This is a genomic window from Actinotalea sp. JY-7876, assembly GCF_014042015.1.
GTDB lineage: Bacteria > Actinomycetota > Actinomycetes > Actinomycetales > Cellulomonadaceae > Actinotalea.
On the sequence record NZ_CP059493.1, the window covers coordinates 1,733,367 to 1,751,459 of the forward strand.

Consider the following 18,093-nt stretch of genomic DNA (forward strand, 5'->3'; position numbering starts at 1 on the left):
GTGAGCGAACCGGACACGACGCCGCAGCCCCCCGACCCGGGCACCTCCCGCTCGGCCTGGCGCACCCTGGGGCGCGCCCTGGCGCCGCGCGCCACCCGCGCCCAGGTGATGGCGGGCATCCTGTGCGCGCTCCTCGGCTTCGCGATCGTCGTGCAGGTCCAGCAGAACCGGAGCGAGGGCCTGTCGTCGCTGCGGCAGGACGAGCTGGTCCGGATCCTCGACGAGGTGACGCAGCGGACCGAGGAGCTCGAGGACCAGGCCGCGGCCCTGCGCCAGCAGCGTGCCGAGCTCGTGACCGGCTCGGACACCCAGCGCGCCGCCCAGGACGCGGCGATGGAGCGCGCCGCGCAGCAGGGCATCCTCGCGGGTCGGCTGCCGGCCGAGGGCCCGGGAGTCTCGCTCGTCGTGCGCGACCAGCGCCGCGAGGTGCCCGCGCTCGCGCTGCTCAACGTCGTCGAGGAGATGCGCAACGCGGGCGCGGAGGCCATCCAGCTCAACGACGTGCGGGTCACGGCCTCCACCTACCTCGTCGACACGCCGGACGGCGTCGAGATCGACGGCGTCGCGATCGCCCCGCCGTACCGCTGGCTGGCCATCGGCGACCCCGACGTGATCGTGCCCGCGCTCAACATGCCCGGCGGCGCGCTCGCCGTGGTTCGGGGGTACGGCGGGACCAGCGACGTGCAGCCCTTGGAGACGGTCGTCGTGGACGCCGTGCGCCTCGTGGACCCGCCCCAGCACGCCACGCCGGTGCCCACCTCGCCGGACGCCGGGTGAGCGGCCGGACGAGGGACTGCGAAGGTGCCCCGCGTTTGCATAGGCTGTGCCCCGACAACGACGTGATCACCACCCCCGTGGCGTAGGAGGAACGATGACCGAGCGCGACGCCTCCGAGCCGCGATGGGCGAATGCCGACACGACGATCAGCTTCGGTGACGGTGTCATCGGGGCGGTCGAGTCCGATGCCCCGAGGGTGGGCCTGAGCCCGGAGGAGCACGCCGCCGTCGCGGCACTGCCGCCGACGTCGGCCCTGCTGATCATGCAGCGAGGCCCGAGCGCGGGCGCGCGGTTCCTGCTCGACGCCGACCGGACCGTCGCGGGTCGCAGCCCCGACGCGGACATCTTCCTCGACGACGTGACGGTCTCCCGCAAGCACGTCGAGTTCGTGCGCGAGCGCGAGGGCTTCGTGGTGCGCGACGTCGGCTCGCTGAACGGCACGTACGTCAACCGGTCCCGCATCGAGCAGGCCGTGCTCCGCGCGGGCGACGAGGTCCAGATCGGCAAGTTCCGCATGACCTTCCACCCGAGCCCGGCGGCCGCGGCCGCGGCGCAGTGACGCCCGCACCCCGGCGCAGGTCGGAGGAGCGGACCCACCACGACGCGACGCCGGCGCCCGCCGCGCCGCGCCTGGACGGCCGCTGGCCGCACGGGGTCTCGACGGACCCCACGATGCGGATCTCCGACGTCCTCGCCGACCTCGGGGCCGACTTCCCGACGGTGACGCCCTCCAAGCTCCGCTTCCTCGAGGAGCAGGGTCTGGTCGAGCCGCGGCGTACGGCGGGCGGCTACCGGCAGTACAGCCCGGCCGACGTCGAGCGCCTCCGGTTCGTGCTGCGCCAGCAGCGGGACCGCTACCTGCCGCTGAAGGTGATCGGCGAGCAGCTCGCCGCCCTCGACGCCGGCGAGCAGGACGAGCGGCCGGCACCGCGCCTGGCCACCACCGACGGTGAACGACCCGTCGCGGCGGGCGCCGGGCGCTGGACGCCGGAGGGGCTGGCAGCCGACACGGGCGTCGACCCCGCGCTCGTCGTGCAGCTCGTCGAGGCGGGCGTCCTCGCGCCGAGCGCGTCCGGCCACCTGGACGCGTGGGCGCGCGAGGTGGTGGTGCTGGCCGGGGCGCTTGCCGAGCACGGCGTCGAGCCGCGCCACCTGCGCTCGTTCCGCCAGGCCGCCGACCGCCAGGTCTCGGTCGTCGAGCAGATCGTCGCGCCCCTGCGGGGGCAGCGCGCCGTCGCCGCGCAGGCGCACGCCGCCACCGTGGCGGCCGAGGTCGGGGAGCTCTGCGGTCGGCTGCACACGGCGTTCGTCCGGTCGGGCGTCGCCGGCCTGACGCGCTGACGCGGACGACCCGCGGCAGGTCCACTCGTCGCGGCGACGCCGCGGACGTAGCGTGGCACCCATGCGCGACGACCTCATCCCTGTCGAGGTGCTCGGGGTGCGCCGGCAGGCGCCGCTGGACCAGGTGGTGGTCCTGCTGCTCGACCTCGCGGGCCGACGCCTGCTCCCGATCGTCGTCGGCGTGACGGAGGGCTCGGCCATCGCGACGGCCCAGCAGGGCGTGGTGCCGCCCCGGCCGATGACGCACGACCTGCTCGCGGCGGTCATCGAGGAGTGCTCGGCGGGCCTGGACCGCGTCGAGATCATCTCGCTCGTGGACGGGGTCTTCCACGCCGAGCTGGTCATGGCGGACGAGACCCGGGTCGACGCGCGCGCCTCCGACGCGATCGCGGTCGCGGTCCGGGCCGGGTGCGCGGTGCTCTGCGCGCCCGAGGTCCTCGAGGAGTCCGGCCTCGAGGTCGAGGAGCACACCACCGAGGACGAGGTGGAGGAGTTCCGCGCCTTCCTCGACACGGTCAGCGCGGACGACTTCGTCAGCGGCGAGGGTGCGCCGGAGGAGGAGGAGGGCGGTGACGCCGGTCACGGGGAGGGCGGGCCCCGGGGCGCCTGACGGACGGGTGCGGAGCACCAGGTCGCAGGCCCTGTCTCAACCTGAGGTCGAAGGTGAGACACGCCGCAGCAACACGCCGCGGCGCGTCGCCCGCCGGTTCGTTGACTGCCCCACCCCCCGGCCCTAGCGTGACGTGTGGACATCCTGTGAAGCGCCGCCGACCCGGCGGCGTGAGGGTGGCACGACGTCCCGCAGAGCACCTGGCGGGACGACAGCGAGGGGAGTGGCCCGTGAGCGGCACCGGAGACACGGCCGAGGAGGCCGTCGGCGTCCCGCAGCGCGCCCAGGGACTCCTCTTCGGCGACGAGCTGCCCGACCTGGACACCACGACCGGCTACCGCGGCCCGACCGCGTGCCGCGCCGCCGGCATCACCTACCGCCAGCTCGACTACTGGGCCCGCACGGGCTTGGTCGAGCCCACGGTGCGGCCGGCCAGCGGCTCGGGCACCCAGCGGCTCTACAGCTTCCGCGACATCCTCGTCCTCAAGGTCGTCAAGCGGCTCCTCGACACCGGGGTCTCGCTCCAGCAGATCCGCACCGCTGTCGCGCACCTGCGCGAGCGGGGCGTCGACGACCTGGCGCAGATCACGCTCATGAGCGACGGCGCCAGCGTCTACGAGTGCACCTCCGCGGACGAGGTCATCGACCTGGTCCAGGGCGGCCAGGGCGTCTTCGGGATCGCCGTCGGGCGCGTGTGGCGCGAGGTCGAGGGGACGCTCGCCGCCCTGCCGACCGAGCGCGTGAGCGAGGACGCACCCGCGGCGGTCGCCGACGACGAGCTGGCGCAGCGCCGCCGGGCGCGCACCGCAGGCTGACGCGGCGATCGCGCGTCCGCCTCGCGGACGACGGGTACGAGCGCGCTCCGGGGGGCTACGGTTCTCGTGCCCCCGCCGCTACATCTGAGGTGAGCCGTGTTCTCGAAGGTCCTCGTCGCCAACCGTGCTGAGATCGCCGTCCGCGGCTTCCGCGCGGCCTACGAGCTCGGTGCCCGCACCGTCGCCGTCTTCCCCTACGAGGACCGGAGCTCGGAGCACCGCCTCAAGGCGGACGAGGCCTACTCGATCGGCTCGCCCGGTCACCCGGTGCGCGCGTACCTGGACGTCGCCGAGATCATCCGCGTGGCGCAGGAGTCCGGCGCCGACGCCGTCTACCCGGGCTACGGCTTCCTCTCCGAGAACCCCGAGCTGGCCCGGGCGTGCGAGGCCGCCGGGATCGCGTTCGTCGGGCCGCCCGCCCACGTGCTCGAGATGGCGGGGAACAAGGTCACGGCCCTGCGTGCGGCGAAGGCGGCGGGCATCCCGACGCTCGCGTCCTCGGACCCGTCGTCCGACGTCGACACGCTCCTCGCGGCCGCCGAGGAGATCGGCTTCCCGGTCTTCGTCAAGGCCGTCGCCGGTGGCGGCGGGCGCGGCATGCGCCGGGTCGACGCGCGCGAGGAGCTGCCCGGCGCCCTGGCGGCGGCGATGCGCGAGGCGGACAGCGCCTTCGGTGACCCGACCGTGTTCCTCGAGCAGGCCGTCCTGCGCCCGCGCCACATCGAGGTGCAGATCCTCGCGGACGCCACCGGCGAGGTCGTGCACCTGTTCGAGCGCGACTGCTCGGTCCAGCGGCGCCACCAGAAGGTCATCGAGATCGCCCCGGCGCCCAACCTCGACCCGGAGCTGCGCGACGCGCTGTGCCGCGACGCGGTCGCCTTCGCGCGCAGCATCGGCTACGTCAACGCCGGCACCGTCGAGTTCCTCGTGGACACCGTGGGGGAGCGGGCCGGCAAGCACGTGTTCATCGAGATGAACCCGCGCATCCAGGTCGAGCACACGGTGACCGAGGAGGTCACCGACATCGACCTCGTGCAGTCCCAGCTCCGGATCGCGTCGGGGGAGACGCTGGCGGACCTCGGCATCTCGCAGGACACGGTCCGCGTCAACGGCGCCGCCCTGCAGACCCGCATCACGACCGAGGACCCGGCGAACGGCTTCCGCCCGGACACCGGCCGGATCATCGCCTACCGGTCGCCGGGCGGCGCCGGTGTGCGGCTCGACGGCGCGACGGCGTCGGCGGGCGCCGAGATCAGCGGGCACTTCGACTCGATGCTCGTGAAGCTCACCTGCCGGGGCCGCGACTACCCGACGGCCGTGCGCCGCGCCCGTCGCGCCCTCGCCGAGTTCCGCATCCGCGGCATCCGCACGAACATCCCGTTCCTCCAGGCGGTGCTGGACGACCCGGCGTTCGTCGCGGGCGACCTGTCGACGTCGTTCATCGACGAGCGCCCCGAGCTGCTCGCCGCCAAGGAGAGCGCCGACCGCGGCACGCGGATCCTGGCGTACCTGGGCGACGTCACCGTCAACCGCCCGCACGGGAGCCCGGCGCACGTGCTCGAGCCCCAGCGCAAGCTGCCGAGCATGGACCTCTCCGAGCCGCCGCCCGCCGGGAGCCGCCAGCGCCTGCTCGAGCTGGGCCCGGCCGGCTTCGCGAGCGCGCTGCGGGAGCAGACGGCCGTGGCCGTCACGGACACCACCTTCCGTGATGCCCACCAGTCGCTCCTCGCGACGCGCGTGCGCACGTTCGACCTGGTCACCGCCGCTCCCTACGTCGCCCGCGCGACGCCCGGCCTGCTGAGCGTCGAGGCCTGGGGCGGGGCGACCTACGACGTCGCCCTGCGCTTCCTCGGCGAGGACCCCTGGGACCGCCTGGCGTACCTGCGCGAGGCGCTGCCCAACGTCGCCCTCCAGATGCTGCTGCGCGGCCGCAACACGGTCGGCTACACGCCGTACCCGACCGAGGTCACCCAGGCCTTCGTCCGCGAGGCGACGGCGACCGGCATCGACATCTTCCGCATCTTCGACGCCCTGAACGACGTCGAGCAGATGCGGCCCGCGATCGACGCGGTGCGCGAGGTCGGCACCTCCGTGGCCGAGGTCGCGCTGTGCTACACCGGCAACCTGCTCGACCCGCGCGAGGACCTCTACACCCTCGACTACTACCTCCGGCTGGCCGAGCGCATCGTCGAGGCGGGCGCGCACGTGCTCGCGATCAAGGACATGGCGGGCCTGCTGCGACCCGCCGCGGCGCACCGCCTGGTCACGGCCCTGCGCGAGCGGTTCGACCTGCCCATCCACCTGCACACCCACGACACCGCGGGCGGCCAGATGGCGACGCTCATGGCGGCCGTGGACGCGGGTGTCGACGCCGTCGACGCGGCGAGCGCCGCCATGGCCGGCACCACGAGCCAGCCGCCGCTGTCCGCGCTGGTCGCGGCGCTGGAGCACACCGAGCGCGACACGGGCCTGAGCCTGCGCGCCGTGTGCGACATGGAGCCGTACTGGGAGGCCGTGCGGCGCATCTACGCGCCGTTCGAGTCCGGCCTGGCCGGTCCCACGGGACGCGTCTACGAGCACGAGATCCCCGGCGGCCAGCTCTCCAACCTGCGCCAGCAGGCCATCGCGCTCGGCCTGGGCGACCGGTTCGAGCAGATCGAGGCCATGTACGCGGCCGCCGACCGGCTGCTCGGGCGCCTGGTCAAGGTCACGCCGTCGAGCAAGGTGGTCGGCGACCTCGCCCTGCACCTCGTCGCCCGCGGCGCGGACCCGGCCCGTTTCGCGGAGGCGCCCGAGGAGTTCGACATCCCGGACTCGGTCGTCGGTTTCCTCGGCGGAGAGCTGGGCGACCCGCCCGGGGGCTGGCCCGAGCCCTTCCGCACCAAGGCCCTCCAGGGCCGCAACCCGCGCCGCGCGGTCACCCCGCTGACGGAGGAGGACCTCCGCGACCTGGCCGGGGACTCGGCCACGCGGCGCAACCGGCTCAACCACCTGCTCTTCCCCGGGCCCACCAAGGAGTTCGAGCAGTTCCGCAGCACGTTCGGCGACGTCAGCGTGCTCGACACGGCGCGCTACCTCTACGGCATGAAGCCCGCGACCGAGGTCGAGGTGCAGCTCGACCGCGGCGTCCGCCTGCTGGTGGGCATGGAGGCCGTGGGCGAGCCCGACGAGCGCGGCATGCGCACGGTGATGTTCACGCTCAACGGCCAGCTCCGCCCGCTCCAGGTGCGCGACCGCGGCGTCGAGGTGGACCACGCGGCGGCCGAGAAGGCCGACCCGGGCACCCCCGGCCAGATCGCCGCGCCGTTCGCCGGCGCCGTCACGCCGCTCGTGCAGGAGGGGCAGCGGGTCGAGGCCGGCCAGTCCGTGGCGACCATCGAGGCGATGAAGATGGAGGCGTCGATCACGACGCCCGTCGCCGGCAAGGTCCAGCGGGTCGCCATCGGCGGGGTGCAGCAGCTCGAGGGCGGCGACCTGGTGCTCGTCATCTCCTGAGCACCGGGTCCGGGCGGGTGGCCGGGCGCGTGCCGGCCCCAGCCCGTACGGTGGTCGCTCCACGCACCCACCGGGAGGTCCCGTTGTCCGAGCCCGTCGCCCCCGACCCGCACGGCCACGTCGGCGCCGAGATCGAGGTCCCGCACCTCGAGGTGGACGAGACGGTCCCGCCTCGTCCAGAGGAGGAGGTGGCCGACGTCGCGCGCCAGGTGCCGCGCGGCCCCGACGGCGAGCCGCTGCTGACGTCCTAGGGCCGACCGGCGCTCAGTCCTGGGCGGGCGGCGGCGACGCGACGGTGGCGCGCTGCTCACGGTGCGCGCGACGCAGCGAGACGAACCCGGCGACCATCACGGCCGCACCGATCACGATCATGACGCCGTTGAGGAAGATCCCGCCCTCGCCGACGTACGCCGAGACCTGGTAGCCGATCACGACGGCGCCGACGACGATCATCAGCGCGGGCGACCACCACCACCGCGTCGTCAGGGGCCGGTTGCCGGCCCAGGTGCGCTGCTCGTCGTCGGGGGTCGTCATGGCCCCAGGATCCCACGCGCGGCGGGGCCCTCGGGCGCGGGCCCTGGGCCGACGGGGCGCTCCAGGGCATCATGTGGACGTGATGATCGAACGGCTCGACGAGGAGCAGTGGGAGCGCCTGGCGCGCATCCGGCTGGACGCCCTGCGCACCGACCCGGACGCCTTCGGCTCGAGCATCGCGCGCGAGGAGGGGTTCGGGGAGCGCCAGTGGCGCATGCGCCTGCGCTCGAGCGCGTGGTTCGTCGCCCGGGACGACGCGGGCGACGACGTCGGCCTGGTGTGCGCCATCCAGGAGCCCGGGGCGGACGACGCGGAGCGGCACGTCGTCTCCCTCTGGGTGCGTCCGCAGGCGCGGCGCGGGGGAGTGGCGCAGCGGCTCCTGGACGCGGCCGCGGGGCTCGCGCTCCAGGAGGGCGCCGAGCGCCTGACCCTCTGGCAGATCGCGGGCAACGACGCGGCGGCCCGCGCGTGCCTCGGGGCCGGGTTTGCTCCGACGGGCGCGACGATGCCGCTGCCGAGGGACCCGGCGCGCACCGAGCAGCGGTGGTCCCGTCCGCTGGGCGCGGCGCGGTAGCGCCGCGACTCTCGGAGCCAGAGGGGGAGGCGGCGGGGGTGACCGGTACGCAGACGTTGGCGGAGCGGATCCGCGGCGCGCTGGCGGCTCACGCGCCGGTCCGCGAGGTGAGGATGTTCGGCGGGCTGGCGTTCATGGTGGACGAGAGGATGCTCGTCTGCGCGCGCGGCGACAGCGACCTGCTGGTGCGCTCGGACCCCGCGCGAGCCGCCGAGCTGCTCGCGCTGCCGGGTGCGCGTCCGGCCGAGATGGGCGCGGGCCGATCGATGGGCCACGGCTGGATCTCGGTCGCGCAGGACGCGCTGGAGGACGACGAGGACCTGGCGCGCTGGCTCGGCGTGGCGCTCGAGCACCACCGCGCCGGGCGGAATCGAGGCGACCCTGCTCCGGGCGGCGGCTAGCATCCCCGGATGCCTCCCGCCGACGCGAGCACCCTCGGCCCCACCCTCCACGCCCGTGCCCTGACGAGCGGGTTCTCCGGCGTGGTCCGCGTCGACCTCGGCGACGAGCTGGTGTTCACCGAGGCGTACGGCCTCGCGGACCGCGCGCACGGCATCGCGGCGACCCCGGAGCACCGGTTCGGCGTCGCGAGCATCGCCAAGGGCTTCACGGCCCTGACGCTCGGCGCGCTGCTGGACGAGGGTCGGCTGACGCTGGAGACCCCCGTGCGCCCCGTCCTCGGGACGGACCTGCCCCTGGTCGACGACCGGGTCACGGTCGGGCACCTGCTCGCGCACACGTCGGGGATCGGCGACTACCTCGACGAGTCCGGCGACGGCGAGATCACCGACTACGTGCTGCCCGTGCCCACGCACCGCCTCGACGACGCCGAGGGGTACCTCGCCGTGCTCGACGGCAGGCCGCAGGTCAGCGAGCCGGGGGCGCAGTTCGCCTACAACAACTCCGGCTACGTCCTGCTCGCGCTGCTCGCCCAGCGCATCACCGGCACGCCGTTCGCCACGCTCGTCCACGAGCGCGTGCTGGCGCCCGCGGGGCTGCTGCGCACCGGTTTCCCGCGATCCGACGAGCCGGCGGCCGACGTCGCCGTCGGCTACCTCGACGAGGACGGACCGCGCACCAACGTGCTGCACCTGCCGGTGCGGGGCAGCGGCGACGGCGGCCTGGTGACGACCGCCGGGGACCTCGCGGCGTTCTGGCGCGCGGTCTTCGCCGGGCGGGTGGTCTCGCCGGGCACGCTCGCGGCGCTCGTGGAGCCGGTGAGCGACGTCCCGGACGAGGGGATGCGCTACGGCCGCGGCTTCTGGCTCGAGCCCGACTCGCGCGACGTCGTCCTCGAGGGGTACGACGCCGGCGTCTCCGCGCGGACCCGGCACGACCCGACCACGGGTCTCACCGTCACCGTGCTGGCCAACACGTCCGACGGCGCCTGGCCGGTGCTCCGCGAGGACGCCGACTGACCCTGCCGGCCGAGGACCCGGGTGGCCCGATGTGCCGGCTGCACGGAGAGTTGTGACCGGTGGGCGGGTACAACCCTCCGCGTCGTGCTGGCGACGCGTCGGCCGGCGGCGGGGCGGACGACGGCGATCGCGCGGGCCGTCAGTCGTCGTCGCGGTGCCGCAGGTGAGCCGCGAGGCTCGACGTCAGTTCCTCGACCGCGCCGGGGACCAGCGCGTAGTAGGCCCACACCCCGCGCTTGTCGCGCGTGACGAAGCCGGCGTCGGCCAGCACCTTGAGGTGGTGGGAGACGGTCGGCTGCGTCAGGCCGACGGGGCCGGTGAGGTCGCAGACGCACGCCTCGCCGCCCTCGTGTGCGGCGATGATCGACAGGAGGCGGAGGCGGGCCGGGTCGGCGAGCGCCTTGAGGGCGCGGGACGTCCGCTCGGCGTCCTTCGCCGTCATGGTCGCCGCGGTGGCCGGGCTGCAGCAGTCGGCCGACGGCGTGCCGCTCTCAGGGATCACGTCCAGAGCCATGCGGCCATCGTCGCACCCCGATCGATGAGTGTCGATATTGACACGGGTCGATATGACGACGAGGCTCCGGGTATCGAGATTCATCGATCCTTGGAGGAGTCATGGTGCAGGACATCCGCGAGCAGGTCCGGACCCGCTACGCGCTGGCGGCGGTGCAGGGGAGCGGCGACGCGGGGTGCTGCGGCGGCGGGGACTGCGGGCCGGAGGACCTGGTGATCGACGAGCGCTTCGGGGCGGCGTTGTACGGCGCCGAGGACGCGGCGGCCGTGCCGGCCGAGGCGATGGCGGCGTCGCTCGGCTGCGGCAACCCGCTGCTCGTCGCGGAGCTGCGCGAGGGCGAGCGCGTCCTCGACCTCGGCTCGGGTGGCGGGATCGACGTGCTGCTCTCGGCCCGCCGGGTGGGGGAGACCGGGTTCGCCTACGGCGTCGACATGACCGACGAGATGCTCGAGCTGGCCCGCGCCAACGCGGCCAAGGCGGGCGCGACGAACGTCGAGTTCCGCAAGGGCACGATCGAGGACCTGCCGCTGGACGACGCCGCGGTCGACGTCGTCATCTCGAACTGCGTCGTCAACCTGTCCACGGACAAGCCCGCGGTGCTGGCCGAGGCATTCCGCGTGCTCGTGCCGGGCGGGCGCGTGGGCATCTCGGACGTGGTCGCCGAGGACCACCTGAGCCCCGAGGAGCGGGCTGAGCGCGGCTCGTACGTCGGGTGCATCGCCGGGGCGCTGTCACGCGGGGAGTACCTGGCCGGGCTGGCGGCCGCAGGCTTCGTCGACGCCGAGGTCCGCTTCACGCACGACGTGGCCGACGGGATGCACGGCGCGATCGTGCGCGCCCGCAAGCCGGCGGCGGGGGAGTGACCTGAGCCCGCGCGCCCTGGAGACTGTCGGGGTGCTGACCATGCCGACCCCCGCACCGTCGTCGGGGGGCGTCTACCTGCGCGCCTTCGAGCCGCGGGACGTCGGCATGGTCCGGGATCTCGCGACCGACCCGTACACCGCGCTGACCGGCTCGCTGGCCGCCGGGGCGACGATCGAGCAGGCCCGCGAATGGATGGCGCGTCAGGAGGAGCGACGGGCCACGGGTGCCGGGTACTCGTTCTGCATCGCCGACGCCGGCGACGGCCGGGCGCTCGGCCAGGTCGGGCTGTGGCTCGCGGACCGCGAGCAGGGCCGCGGTACGGCCGGCTACGGCGTCGCGCCCGCCGAGCGTGGCCGCGGTGTCGCTGGGAGCGCCCTGGCGGCGCTGACCGCGTTCGCCTGGACCCTCCCGGAGCTGCACCGGGTCGAGCTCTACATCGAGCCGTGGAACGTCGCGTCCGTCCGCACCGCCGAGCGCGCCGGCTACGAGCGGGAGGGGCTCCTGCGCAGCCGCCAGGTGATCGGTGGCCGGCGGGTGGACATGCTGCTCTACGCCGCCCTGCGGCCGTAGGGCGGCGGGGACCACTGGCCTCACCCGGCGCCTGCTCACCGCGTCGTGTGGGCGCCCCCGTTGACGTGGATCGTCTGCCCGGTGATGTGCCGCGCGTCGGCGGATGCGAGGAAGACCACGACGCCGGCGATGTCGCTCGGTCGGCCGGGCCGCCCCGTGTGCGTCCGTGCGATCTGGGCCGCGCGTCGCTCCGTGCCCAGGGGGCCGCCGAAGAGGTCGGTGTCCTCCACGTACCCCGGCGCCACGGTGTTGACGGTGACGTCGCGTGGCCCGAGGCGCTCGGACAGGCCCGCGCCCCACGCCTGCAGCGCGGCCTTGGCGGCCGAGTACGGGTTGCCGGCGTACTCCGCGCCGATCGAGCCGATGGTGATGACCGATCCGCCCGGGGCGATGCGGTCCTCGAGCGCGGCGACGACGAGGGCCGCGCCCACCACGTTGACTGCCAGGCTGCGGCGCCAGTGCGCGGCGACCGCCTCGAGAGGCGAGGCCGGGCCCGGGGGAGCGCCCGCGAAGCCTCCGGCGTTGTTGACCACCACGTCCACCGCACCGACGGCTGCGGGGAGGGCTGCGACGGAGCCGACGTCCTCGAGGTCCATGCGCACGCCGCGCGCGCCGATCAGGCCTGCCTGGTCGTGGACGTCGTCCGCCCGGCTCGTGATCACGACGTCGTCGCCGAGGGCGACGAACCGCTCCGCGATGGCCTTGCCGATCCCTCGGCCGCCACCGGTCACGACGACTGTCCTGCTCATGCGCGCACCTCCGCTACGTTTAGTGCTAAACATGTCAGATCACGCGACCGGAGGTCCAGCTCGTGCCGACAGATTCCCGTGAGGGGCCCGAGGCCGTCGCGCGCGCGTGGGAGCGGGAGCTGCCCGGCGCGCCGACGCGGTCCGTCGCCACGACCTGGCTCACCAAGGCGGTCGCGGCCGAGCTGCGGAAGGGCCGCGAGGCGGTGCTGCGCGACCTCGGCATCGACGCGGCGACGCTCGACCTGCTCAGCACCCTGAGGCGGGCGGGAGAGCCGTACGTGCTCACGACCCGGCAGCTGGCGGATCGCTGCCTCGTCAGCGCCGGTGCCATCTCTCAGCGGGTGGCGCGCGCCGAGCTGGACGGACACGTCACGCGACGCGCCGCACCCGGCCGGCGCGTCGAGGTCGCGCTCACGGACGCCGGGCACCGCCTGGTCGAGCGCAGCGCCTCGCAGGTGCTCGCCGTCGACGACCTGCTGAGCGCCGGCCTCAGCGACGCCGAGCTGAACCAGCTCGAGAGCCTCCTCGGGCGCTGGCTCGGCACGATGCGGGGAGTGGCACAGGACGGGCGGCACGGCCCTGGCCGCCGAACAGAGACGGGGAGCCCGCCAGCGTAATGACATAATGTCCCTTATCGGCTACACGGGTGCGCGGCGACCCCGGCGGCCGCGAAGGTCACCGAGGGCTCACGTCGACCCGCCGCCCGTCCGGTACTGCGCGTAGATCAGTCCGCTGCCGAAGCGCCGTTCCTCGACGAGCTCCAGGTCGAGTCGCACGCCGTCCGGGAAGATCCGCGTGCCGCCGCCCACGACGCTCGTCGTGATGAACAGGTGGTACTCGTCCACCAGGCCCGCTCTGATCGCCTGGGCGGCGAGCGTCGGACCGTCGATCGTCAGGTCGTGCTCCGCCTCGAGCTTCAGCCGGCGCACCGCCGCAGGATCGAACGTGCGTTCGACCCTGGTCCGCGCGCTGGACCTGCTCGAGCGTCGTCGAGTAGACGACCTTCTCCGCGGCCTGCCAGTGCTCAGGGGGCTCATGATCACATCTGGCACCTCGGTGCCGAGCCTCTGGGCGGGCTCGCCCCATGGGTCCCCGTGGTGGATCGTGGCTGCATGGCCACCGCCACACCCGACCACCCGCGCCTCGCGGCGCCACCGGCGCCGTGGTCGCTTCCCGCGCCGGAGGTGCTGGACGCCGTCGAGAGCTCGTCGAGCGGGCTGCCGGCAGCCGAGGCCGGCAGGCGCCTGGAGCGCGACGGCCGCAACGAGCTGCCCGAGCCGCCGAAGCCCTCGGTGCTGCGGCGCCTGCTGCGCCAGTACGACGACGTCCTGATCTACATCCTCGTCGCCGCGGCCGTGCTCAAGGGGCTCACGCAGGACTGGGTCGACTTCGTGGTCATCGTCGTGGTCATCGTGGCGACCGGGCTGATCGGCTTCGTCCAGGAAGGCCGGGCCGCGTCGGCGTTGGCGGGGCTCCGCACCATGCAGTCCCTCCACGCGCAGGTGCGCCGCGGGGGCGACTGGGGCGTGGTCGACGCCGCGACCCTCGTCGTCGGCGACGTGGTCCGCGTGCGCGGCGGCGACCGGGTCCCCGCCGACGTGCGCCTGCTGGCCTCGGTCCGGCTCCAGGTCGACGAGTCGGCCCTGACCGGCGAGTCCGTGCCGGTGACCAAGTCCCCCGACGCGGTGCCCTCCGGCGCCGACCTCGGCGACCGGACCTCGATGCTGTACTCCGGGACCCTGGCCACCACCGGCAACGGCGAGGGCGTGGTCGTGGCCACCGGCGCGGACACCGAGATCGGCCACATCTCCACGCTGGTGAGCGAGCAGGAGACGCTCGACACCCCGCTGTCGCGCCAGCTCGCCCGCCTGGGCGCCCAGCTCTCCGTCCTCATCGGCGTGCTCGCCGTCGTCATGCTGCTGGTGGGCAGGTTCGTGCACGGGCTCGGCGCCGAGGACCTGATCTCCGCGGCGATCGGCTTCGCGGTCGCCGCCGTGCCGGAGGGCCTTCCCGCGCTGGTGACGATCACGCTGGCCCTGGGGGTCCAGCAGATGGCCCGGCGCCGCGCGATCGCCCGCCGGATGGCGGCGGTCGAGACGCTCGGGTCGACGACGACGATCTGCTCGGACAAGACGGGCACGCTCACCCAGAACGAGATGACCGCCCGCACCGTCGTCACGACCGGGGGCACCTACGCCGTCGAGGGCACCGGGTACGACCCCCATGGCCGGCTGGTGACGTCCGACGGCGAGGCGGCCGACGTGGCGGACCACCCCGACCTGGCGGCCCTGGTGCTGGCCGCCGGACTCGGCGGCGACGCCCGCGTCGAGCGCACCGAGGCGGGCTGGCGCCTCGTCGGAGAGCCGACGGAGGGCGCCCTGGAGGTCCTCGCCGTCAAGGCGGGCGCGCGCACCGGCGGCTCGACGCGACTGGACTCCGTGCCGTTCGACTCGGCCCACAAGTTCTCGGCGACCCTCGACCAGCTGCCGGTCGCGTCGCCGCCTGGTCTCACGACGCGGGTGGTGCACCTCGTCGGTGCCCCGGGCCCGCTGCTCGCCCGGTCGGACACCGAGTCGGTGCAGGGCGGCACCGCACCGCTCGACAGGGCGGCGTGGGAGGAGCGGGTCGACGCCCTGTCGAGCCGTGGTCTGCGCGTCCTCGCGGCGGCCGTGCGACCGGCCGACGGGGTCGACGCGATCGCGCTGGACGACCTCGACGGCGGCTTCACCTTCCTGGGCGTCGTCGGCATCGTCGACCCCCCGCGGCCCGAGGCGACCGCCGCGATCGCCGAGGCGCACGCCGCGGGGATCCGCGTGAAGATGATCACCGGCGACCACAGGGGCACGGCGACGGCGATCGCCCGCGAGCTCGGCATCGTCGGGGGCGAGGGCGACGTGCGCGCCCTGACGGGCGCGGAGCTCCAGGCGATGGACGACGATGCGCTGCGCGACGTCGTGCGCGACGTCGACGTGTACGCCCGCACGTCGCCCGAGCACAAGCTGCGGATCGTGCGGGCGCTGCAGTCGCACGGGGAGGTCGTCGCGATGACGGGCGACGGCGTCAACGACGCCCCCTCGATCACACGGGCCGACGTCGGCATCGCCATGGGGATCAAGGGCACCGAGGCCACCAAGGAGGCCGCGGACATCGTCCTGGCGGACGACAACTTCGCGACCATCGAGCGCGCGGTCGAGGAGGGCCGGCGGATCTACGACAACATCCGCAAGGCGGTCGTGTTCCTGCTGCCCACCAACGGCGCCCAGTCGCTGGTGATCCTCGTCGCCGTGCTCACCGGGCTCACGCTGCCCCTCTCCCCCGTACAGATCCTGTGGATCAACCTCGCCACCGCGCTCACCCTCTCGCTCACGCTGGCCGGCGAGCCCGCGGAGCCGGGCATCATGCGGCGCCCGCCACGGTCGAGGACCGAGCAGGTGCTCTCACCGACGGCGCTCGCCGTCGTGCTGGTCGCGTCCGTCGTGATCGGGACCGCGACGCTGGTGGTCTTCCTCCTCGAGCGCGACCGCACCGGGGACTACGCCGTGGCCCAGACGGCGGCGGTGATGATGCTCGGGCTCGGGCAGCTGGGCTTCCTCCTCAACTGCCGGCTGCTCAACGGGTCGGCGCTCACGACCAGGGTGCTCACCGGCAACCGCGGCCTGTGGGTGTCCGCCGGGGCGCTGCTGGTGCTCCAGCTGGTGTTCACCTACGCGCCGTTCATGAACACCTGGTTCGGTTCCGCGCCGATCGGCGCGCACAGCTGGGCACTGACGGCCGGTCTGGCCGTGCTGGTCTTCCTGGTGATGGAGCTCGCCAAGGCTGCGATCCGGCGCGCAGGCACCCGGAGCCGCTGAACGCCGACGCGGGCCCTACGGCAGGCGCGAGGCGCGACGCACGGCCGCCTCGCCGGCGCGCGCCGGGTCGAGCTCCACGGGACTGAGCAGCACGGCCGGTCCCCGGTGGAGCGCGCCGCCCGTCAGCACCTGGCACCGCACTCCCCCGCGCCCCCGCATCGCCGCGTGCGCGCCGGGAGCCAGCACGCGGTCCATCCAGGCGCACGGGTTCGCCGGACGGCCGGCCCGCAGCCGGACCGACGTGCCCCGGGACTCCAGCACGAGCTCCTCCCCCAGCAGCGGCGCCAGGTGGGCACCCCGCAGGACGACGTTGCGCCGGGTCAGCAGCGGGTCGAACGGCGCCGTCCCCAGCTCGGCCGCCATCGCCTCGAGCCCTTCGACGGCGAGCAGCGTCACCGCGGCGTCCATGTGCGCGGCCTTGCCGAAGAACCGGTCGCCCACGATGCCCTTGCCCGCGACCAGGTCGACGCGGTCCGCGTCCGTCGTCGGCACGTCCGCCGCCCCGTCCCGCGCCCGCCCGAAGTAGGCGTGCGCCGGGGAGACCAGGAGGTGCAGGATCTCGACGTCGTAGCGGTGGGGCGCGGGCACCCGCCCATCCTCTCCCCCGCCCGGCCCGGCCGTCGCGCGCGGCACCGTCTCAGCCACCGCACGCGACAGCGGCCGTCCCCCGGCATCCGGGAGAATGGGGCCAGTGGCCCGCCTGCTCGTCGACCTCACGCCGCTGCGCGTCAGCCGCGCGTACCGCTGGATGTGGGCCGGCACGTCGCTCTCGGCCGTCGGCACCCACCTGACGACCGTCGCGGTCGGCCTGCAGGTGTACGACCTGACCGGCTCCACCTTCAGCGTCGGGCTCGTGGGCCTGTCCGCCCTCGTGCCCCTCTTGCTGCTGGGGCTCTACGGCGGCGCGCTGGTGGACGCCCACGACCGCCGCCGGGTCGTGCTGCTGACCGCCGTCGGCCTGGCCGTCGTCTCGCTCGGCTTCGTCGGCCAGGCCGCCGCCGGGCTCGAGGACGTGCGGGTGCTCTACGCGCTGGTCGCGCTGCAGAACGCCTGCTTCGCCGTCAGCTCGCCGGCCCGGACCGCCGCCATCCCGCGCCTGGTCCCGGCGCACCTCCTGCCCGCGGCGAACGCGCTGGGCGGCCTCGCGCACGGGCTCAGCGCGACCGTCGGGCCCTTGGCGGCCGGTGCCCTGGTGGCGGGCGTCGGCTACACGTGGACCTACGGGATCGAGGCGGTGCTCCTGGTGGTCGCGCTGCTCACGCTCTCGGCGCTGCCGCCCCTGCCGCCCGAGGGCGACGTGCGCCGCGCGGGCCTCGGGTCGGTCCTCGAGGGCCTGCGCTTCCTGCGCACGCGACCCAACGTGCGGATGACGTTCCTCGTCGACCTCACGGCGATGGTCCTCGCGATGCCGCGGGTGCTCTTCCCGGCGATCGCGGCGACCATGCTCGGCGGCGGCGCGGCGACCGTCGGCGTCCTGACCGCGGGCATCGCCGCGGGCGCCGTCCTGGCCGGACTCTTCTCCGGGCCGCTCGGGGGCGTCCACCGGCAGGGTCGGGCGGTCGTCGTGGCGATCGTGGGGTGGGGCCTGGCCGTCGTCGCGTTCGGGGCGGTGGTGGCGGGCTCCCCCGCTCCGCCGGCCGACGGCGGCGCCGGGCCGCTCGTGTGGGCGGCCGCCGGGTGCATGGTCGTGGCGGGGGCCGCCGACACGATCAGCTCCGTGTTCCGCCAGACCATACTGCAGTCGGCGACGCCGGACGCGATGCGCGGGCGCCTCCAGGGCATCTTCATCGTGGTCGTCGCCGGCGGACCCCGGCTGGGCGACCTCCTGCTGGGCTGGGTCGGCGAGGCGACCACCGAGTGGCTCGCCGCCGTCGCGGGCGGGCTCGCCTGCGCCGTGCTGGTCCTCGTGCTGGCCCTCACGCAGCGGCGCTTCTGGCAGTACGACGCGCGCTCCCCGGAGCCGTGAGTCGGCGCCTGTCGG

20 protein-coding genes are annotated in these 18,093 nt (G+C 74.7%); 15 read left to right on the top strand and 5 right to left on the bottom strand.

What is annotated here, in order from left to right; all coding sequences use genetic code 11:
- The 7 genes from H2O74_RS08105 (at window position 1) to H2O74_RS08135 (ending at window position 7,289) form a co-directional block, all read left to right on the top strand.
- The gene (locus H2O74_RS08105; protein ID WP_182113910.1) at window positions 1-777 is read left to right on the top strand and encodes a DUF881 domain-containing protein; all 777 of its coding nucleotides are present in this window, start codon (window positions 1-3) and stop codon (window positions 775-777) included.
- A gap of 94 nt (window positions 778-871) precedes the next feature.
- Complete coding sequence (locus tag H2O74_RS08110) at window positions 872-1,336, top strand: FHA domain-containing protein (RefSeq protein ID WP_182113911.1); 465 nt, start codon at window positions 872-874, stop codon at window positions 1,334-1,336.
- Window positions 1,337-1,449: 113 nt separating this feature from the next.
- Window positions 1,450-2,118, top strand: a complete 669-nt coding sequence (locus tag H2O74_RS08115; protein ID WP_182113912.1) for a MerR family transcriptional regulator — start codon at window positions 1,450-1,452, stop codon at window positions 2,116-2,118.
- A 61-nt stretch (window positions 2,119-2,179) separates the two neighbouring features.
- Entirely contained in the window at window positions 2,180-2,728 is a 549-nt protein-coding gene (locus H2O74_RS08120; protein WP_182113913.1) for a bifunctional nuclease family protein, read from the top strand.
- Window positions 2,729-2,958: 230 nt separating this feature from the next.
- Window positions 2,959-3,543, top strand: a complete 585-nt coding sequence (locus H2O74_RS08125; protein ID WP_182113914.1) for a MerR family transcriptional regulator — start codon at window positions 2,959-2,961, stop codon at window positions 3,541-3,543.
- Window positions 3,544-3,639: 96 nt separating this feature from the next.
- Window positions 3,640-7,038, top strand: a complete 3,399-nt coding sequence (locus tag H2O74_RS08130) for a pyruvate carboxylase (protein ID WP_182113915.1) — start codon at window positions 3,640-3,642, stop codon at window positions 7,036-7,038.
- Window positions 7,039-7,121: 83 nt separating this feature from the next.
- Complete coding sequence (locus H2O74_RS08135) at window positions 7,122-7,289, top strand: hypothetical protein (protein WP_182113916.1); 168 nt, start codon at window positions 7,122-7,124, stop codon at window positions 7,287-7,289.
- Between the two features lie 13 nt (window positions 7,290-7,302).
- Here H2O74_RS08135 and H2O74_RS08140 read toward each other — a convergent pair whose 3' ends face one another.
- A complete protein-coding gene (locus tag H2O74_RS08140; RefSeq protein WP_182113917.1) occupies window positions 7,303-7,572 on the bottom strand; it encodes a hypothetical protein in 270 nt (89 codons plus the stop codon).
- 82 nt (window positions 7,573-7,654) lie between these two features.
- Here H2O74_RS08140 and H2O74_RS08145 point away from each other — a divergent pair, with 82 nt between their 5' ends.
- The 3 genes from H2O74_RS08145 to H2O74_RS08155 are packed head-to-tail and all read left to right on the top strand — an operon-like array spanning window position 7,655 to window position 9,564.
- Window positions 7,655-8,146 carry a GNAT family N-acetyltransferase gene (locus tag H2O74_RS08145; protein ID WP_255491888.1) on the top strand — a complete coding sequence of 164 codons (492 nt, stop codon included), beginning with the start codon at window positions 7,655-7,657 and terminating at the stop codon, window positions 8,144-8,146.
- Window positions 8,147-8,184: 38 nt separating this feature from the next.
- Window positions 8,185-8,547, top strand: a complete 363-nt coding sequence (locus tag H2O74_RS08150; RefSeq protein ID WP_182113919.1) for a TfoX/Sxy family protein — start codon at window positions 8,185-8,187, stop codon at window positions 8,545-8,547.
- 9 nt (window positions 8,548-8,556) lie between these two features.
- Complete coding sequence (locus H2O74_RS08155) at window positions 8,557-9,564, top strand: serine hydrolase (RefSeq protein ID WP_182113920.1); 1,008 nt, start codon at window positions 8,557-8,559, stop codon at window positions 9,562-9,564.
- Between the two features lie 139 nt (window positions 9,565-9,703).
- Here the strand turns inward: H2O74_RS08155 and H2O74_RS08160 are convergent, their stop codons facing one another.
- Window positions 9,704-10,078, bottom strand: a complete 375-nt coding sequence (locus tag H2O74_RS08160) for a helix-turn-helix transcriptional regulator (protein WP_182113921.1) — start codon at window positions 10,076-10,078, stop codon at window positions 9,704-9,706.
- 101 nt (window positions 10,079-10,179) lie between these two features.
- Here H2O74_RS08160 and arsM point away from each other — a divergent pair, with 101 nt between their 5' ends.
- Together arsM and H2O74_RS08170 are read left to right on the top strand one after the other, a co-directional pair.
- The gene (arsM, locus tag H2O74_RS08165) at window positions 10,180-10,941 is read left to right on the top strand and encodes an arsenite methyltransferase (protein WP_182113922.1); all 762 of its coding nucleotides are present in this window, start codon (window positions 10,180-10,182) and stop codon (window positions 10,939-10,941) included.
- 40 nt (window positions 10,942-10,981) lie between these two features.
- A complete protein-coding gene (locus H2O74_RS08170; protein ID WP_182113923.1) occupies window positions 10,982-11,512 on the top strand; it encodes a GNAT family N-acetyltransferase in 531 nt (176 codons plus the stop codon).
- A 35-nt stretch (window positions 11,513-11,547) separates the two neighbouring features.
- Here H2O74_RS08170 and H2O74_RS08175 read toward each other — a convergent pair whose 3' ends face one another.
- Window positions 11,548-12,261 (bottom strand): SDR family NAD(P)-dependent oxidoreductase, encoded by a 714-nt coding sequence (locus H2O74_RS08175; RefSeq protein ID WP_182113924.1) that lies wholly within the window; start codon window positions 12,259-12,261, stop codon window positions 11,548-11,550.
- Window positions 12,262-12,323: 62 nt separating this feature from the next.
- Here H2O74_RS08175 and H2O74_RS08180 point away from each other — a divergent pair, with 62 nt between their 5' ends.
- The gene (locus tag H2O74_RS08180; protein WP_182113925.1) at window positions 12,324-12,878 is read left to right on the top strand and encodes a MarR family winged helix-turn-helix transcriptional regulator; all 555 of its coding nucleotides are present in this window, start codon (window positions 12,324-12,326) and stop codon (window positions 12,876-12,878) included.
- Window positions 12,879-12,947: 69 nt separating this feature from the next.
- Here H2O74_RS08180 and H2O74_RS16635 read toward each other — a convergent pair whose 3' ends face one another.
- The gene (locus tag H2O74_RS16635; RefSeq protein WP_255491863.1) at window positions 12,948-13,190 is read right to left on the bottom strand and encodes a dihydrofolate reductase family protein; all 243 of its coding nucleotides are present in this window, start codon (window positions 13,188-13,190) and stop codon (window positions 12,948-12,950) included.
- A 183-nt stretch (window positions 13,191-13,373) separates the two neighbouring features.
- Here H2O74_RS16635 and H2O74_RS08190 point away from each other — a divergent pair, with 183 nt between their 5' ends.
- The gene (locus H2O74_RS08190; RefSeq protein WP_182113926.1) at window positions 13,374-16,112 is read left to right on the top strand and encodes an HAD-IC family P-type ATPase; all 2,739 of its coding nucleotides are present in this window, start codon (window positions 13,374-13,376) and stop codon (window positions 16,110-16,112) included.
- Window positions 16,113-16,127: 15 nt separating this feature from the next.
- Here H2O74_RS08190 and H2O74_RS08195 read toward each other — a convergent pair whose 3' ends face one another.
- Entirely contained in the window at window positions 16,128-16,700 is a 573-nt protein-coding gene (locus H2O74_RS08195; RefSeq protein WP_182113927.1) for an MOSC domain-containing protein, read from the bottom strand.
- 103 nt (window positions 16,701-16,803) lie between these two features.
- Between H2O74_RS08195 and H2O74_RS08200 the strand changes: the two genes are divergently transcribed.
- On the top strand, window positions 16,804-18,078 hold the full coding sequence (locus tag H2O74_RS08200; protein ID WP_182113928.1) for an MFS transporter: 1,275 nt from the start codon (window positions 16,804-16,806) through the stop codon (window positions 18,076-18,078).
- Window positions 18,079-18,093: the final 15 nt, after the last annotated feature.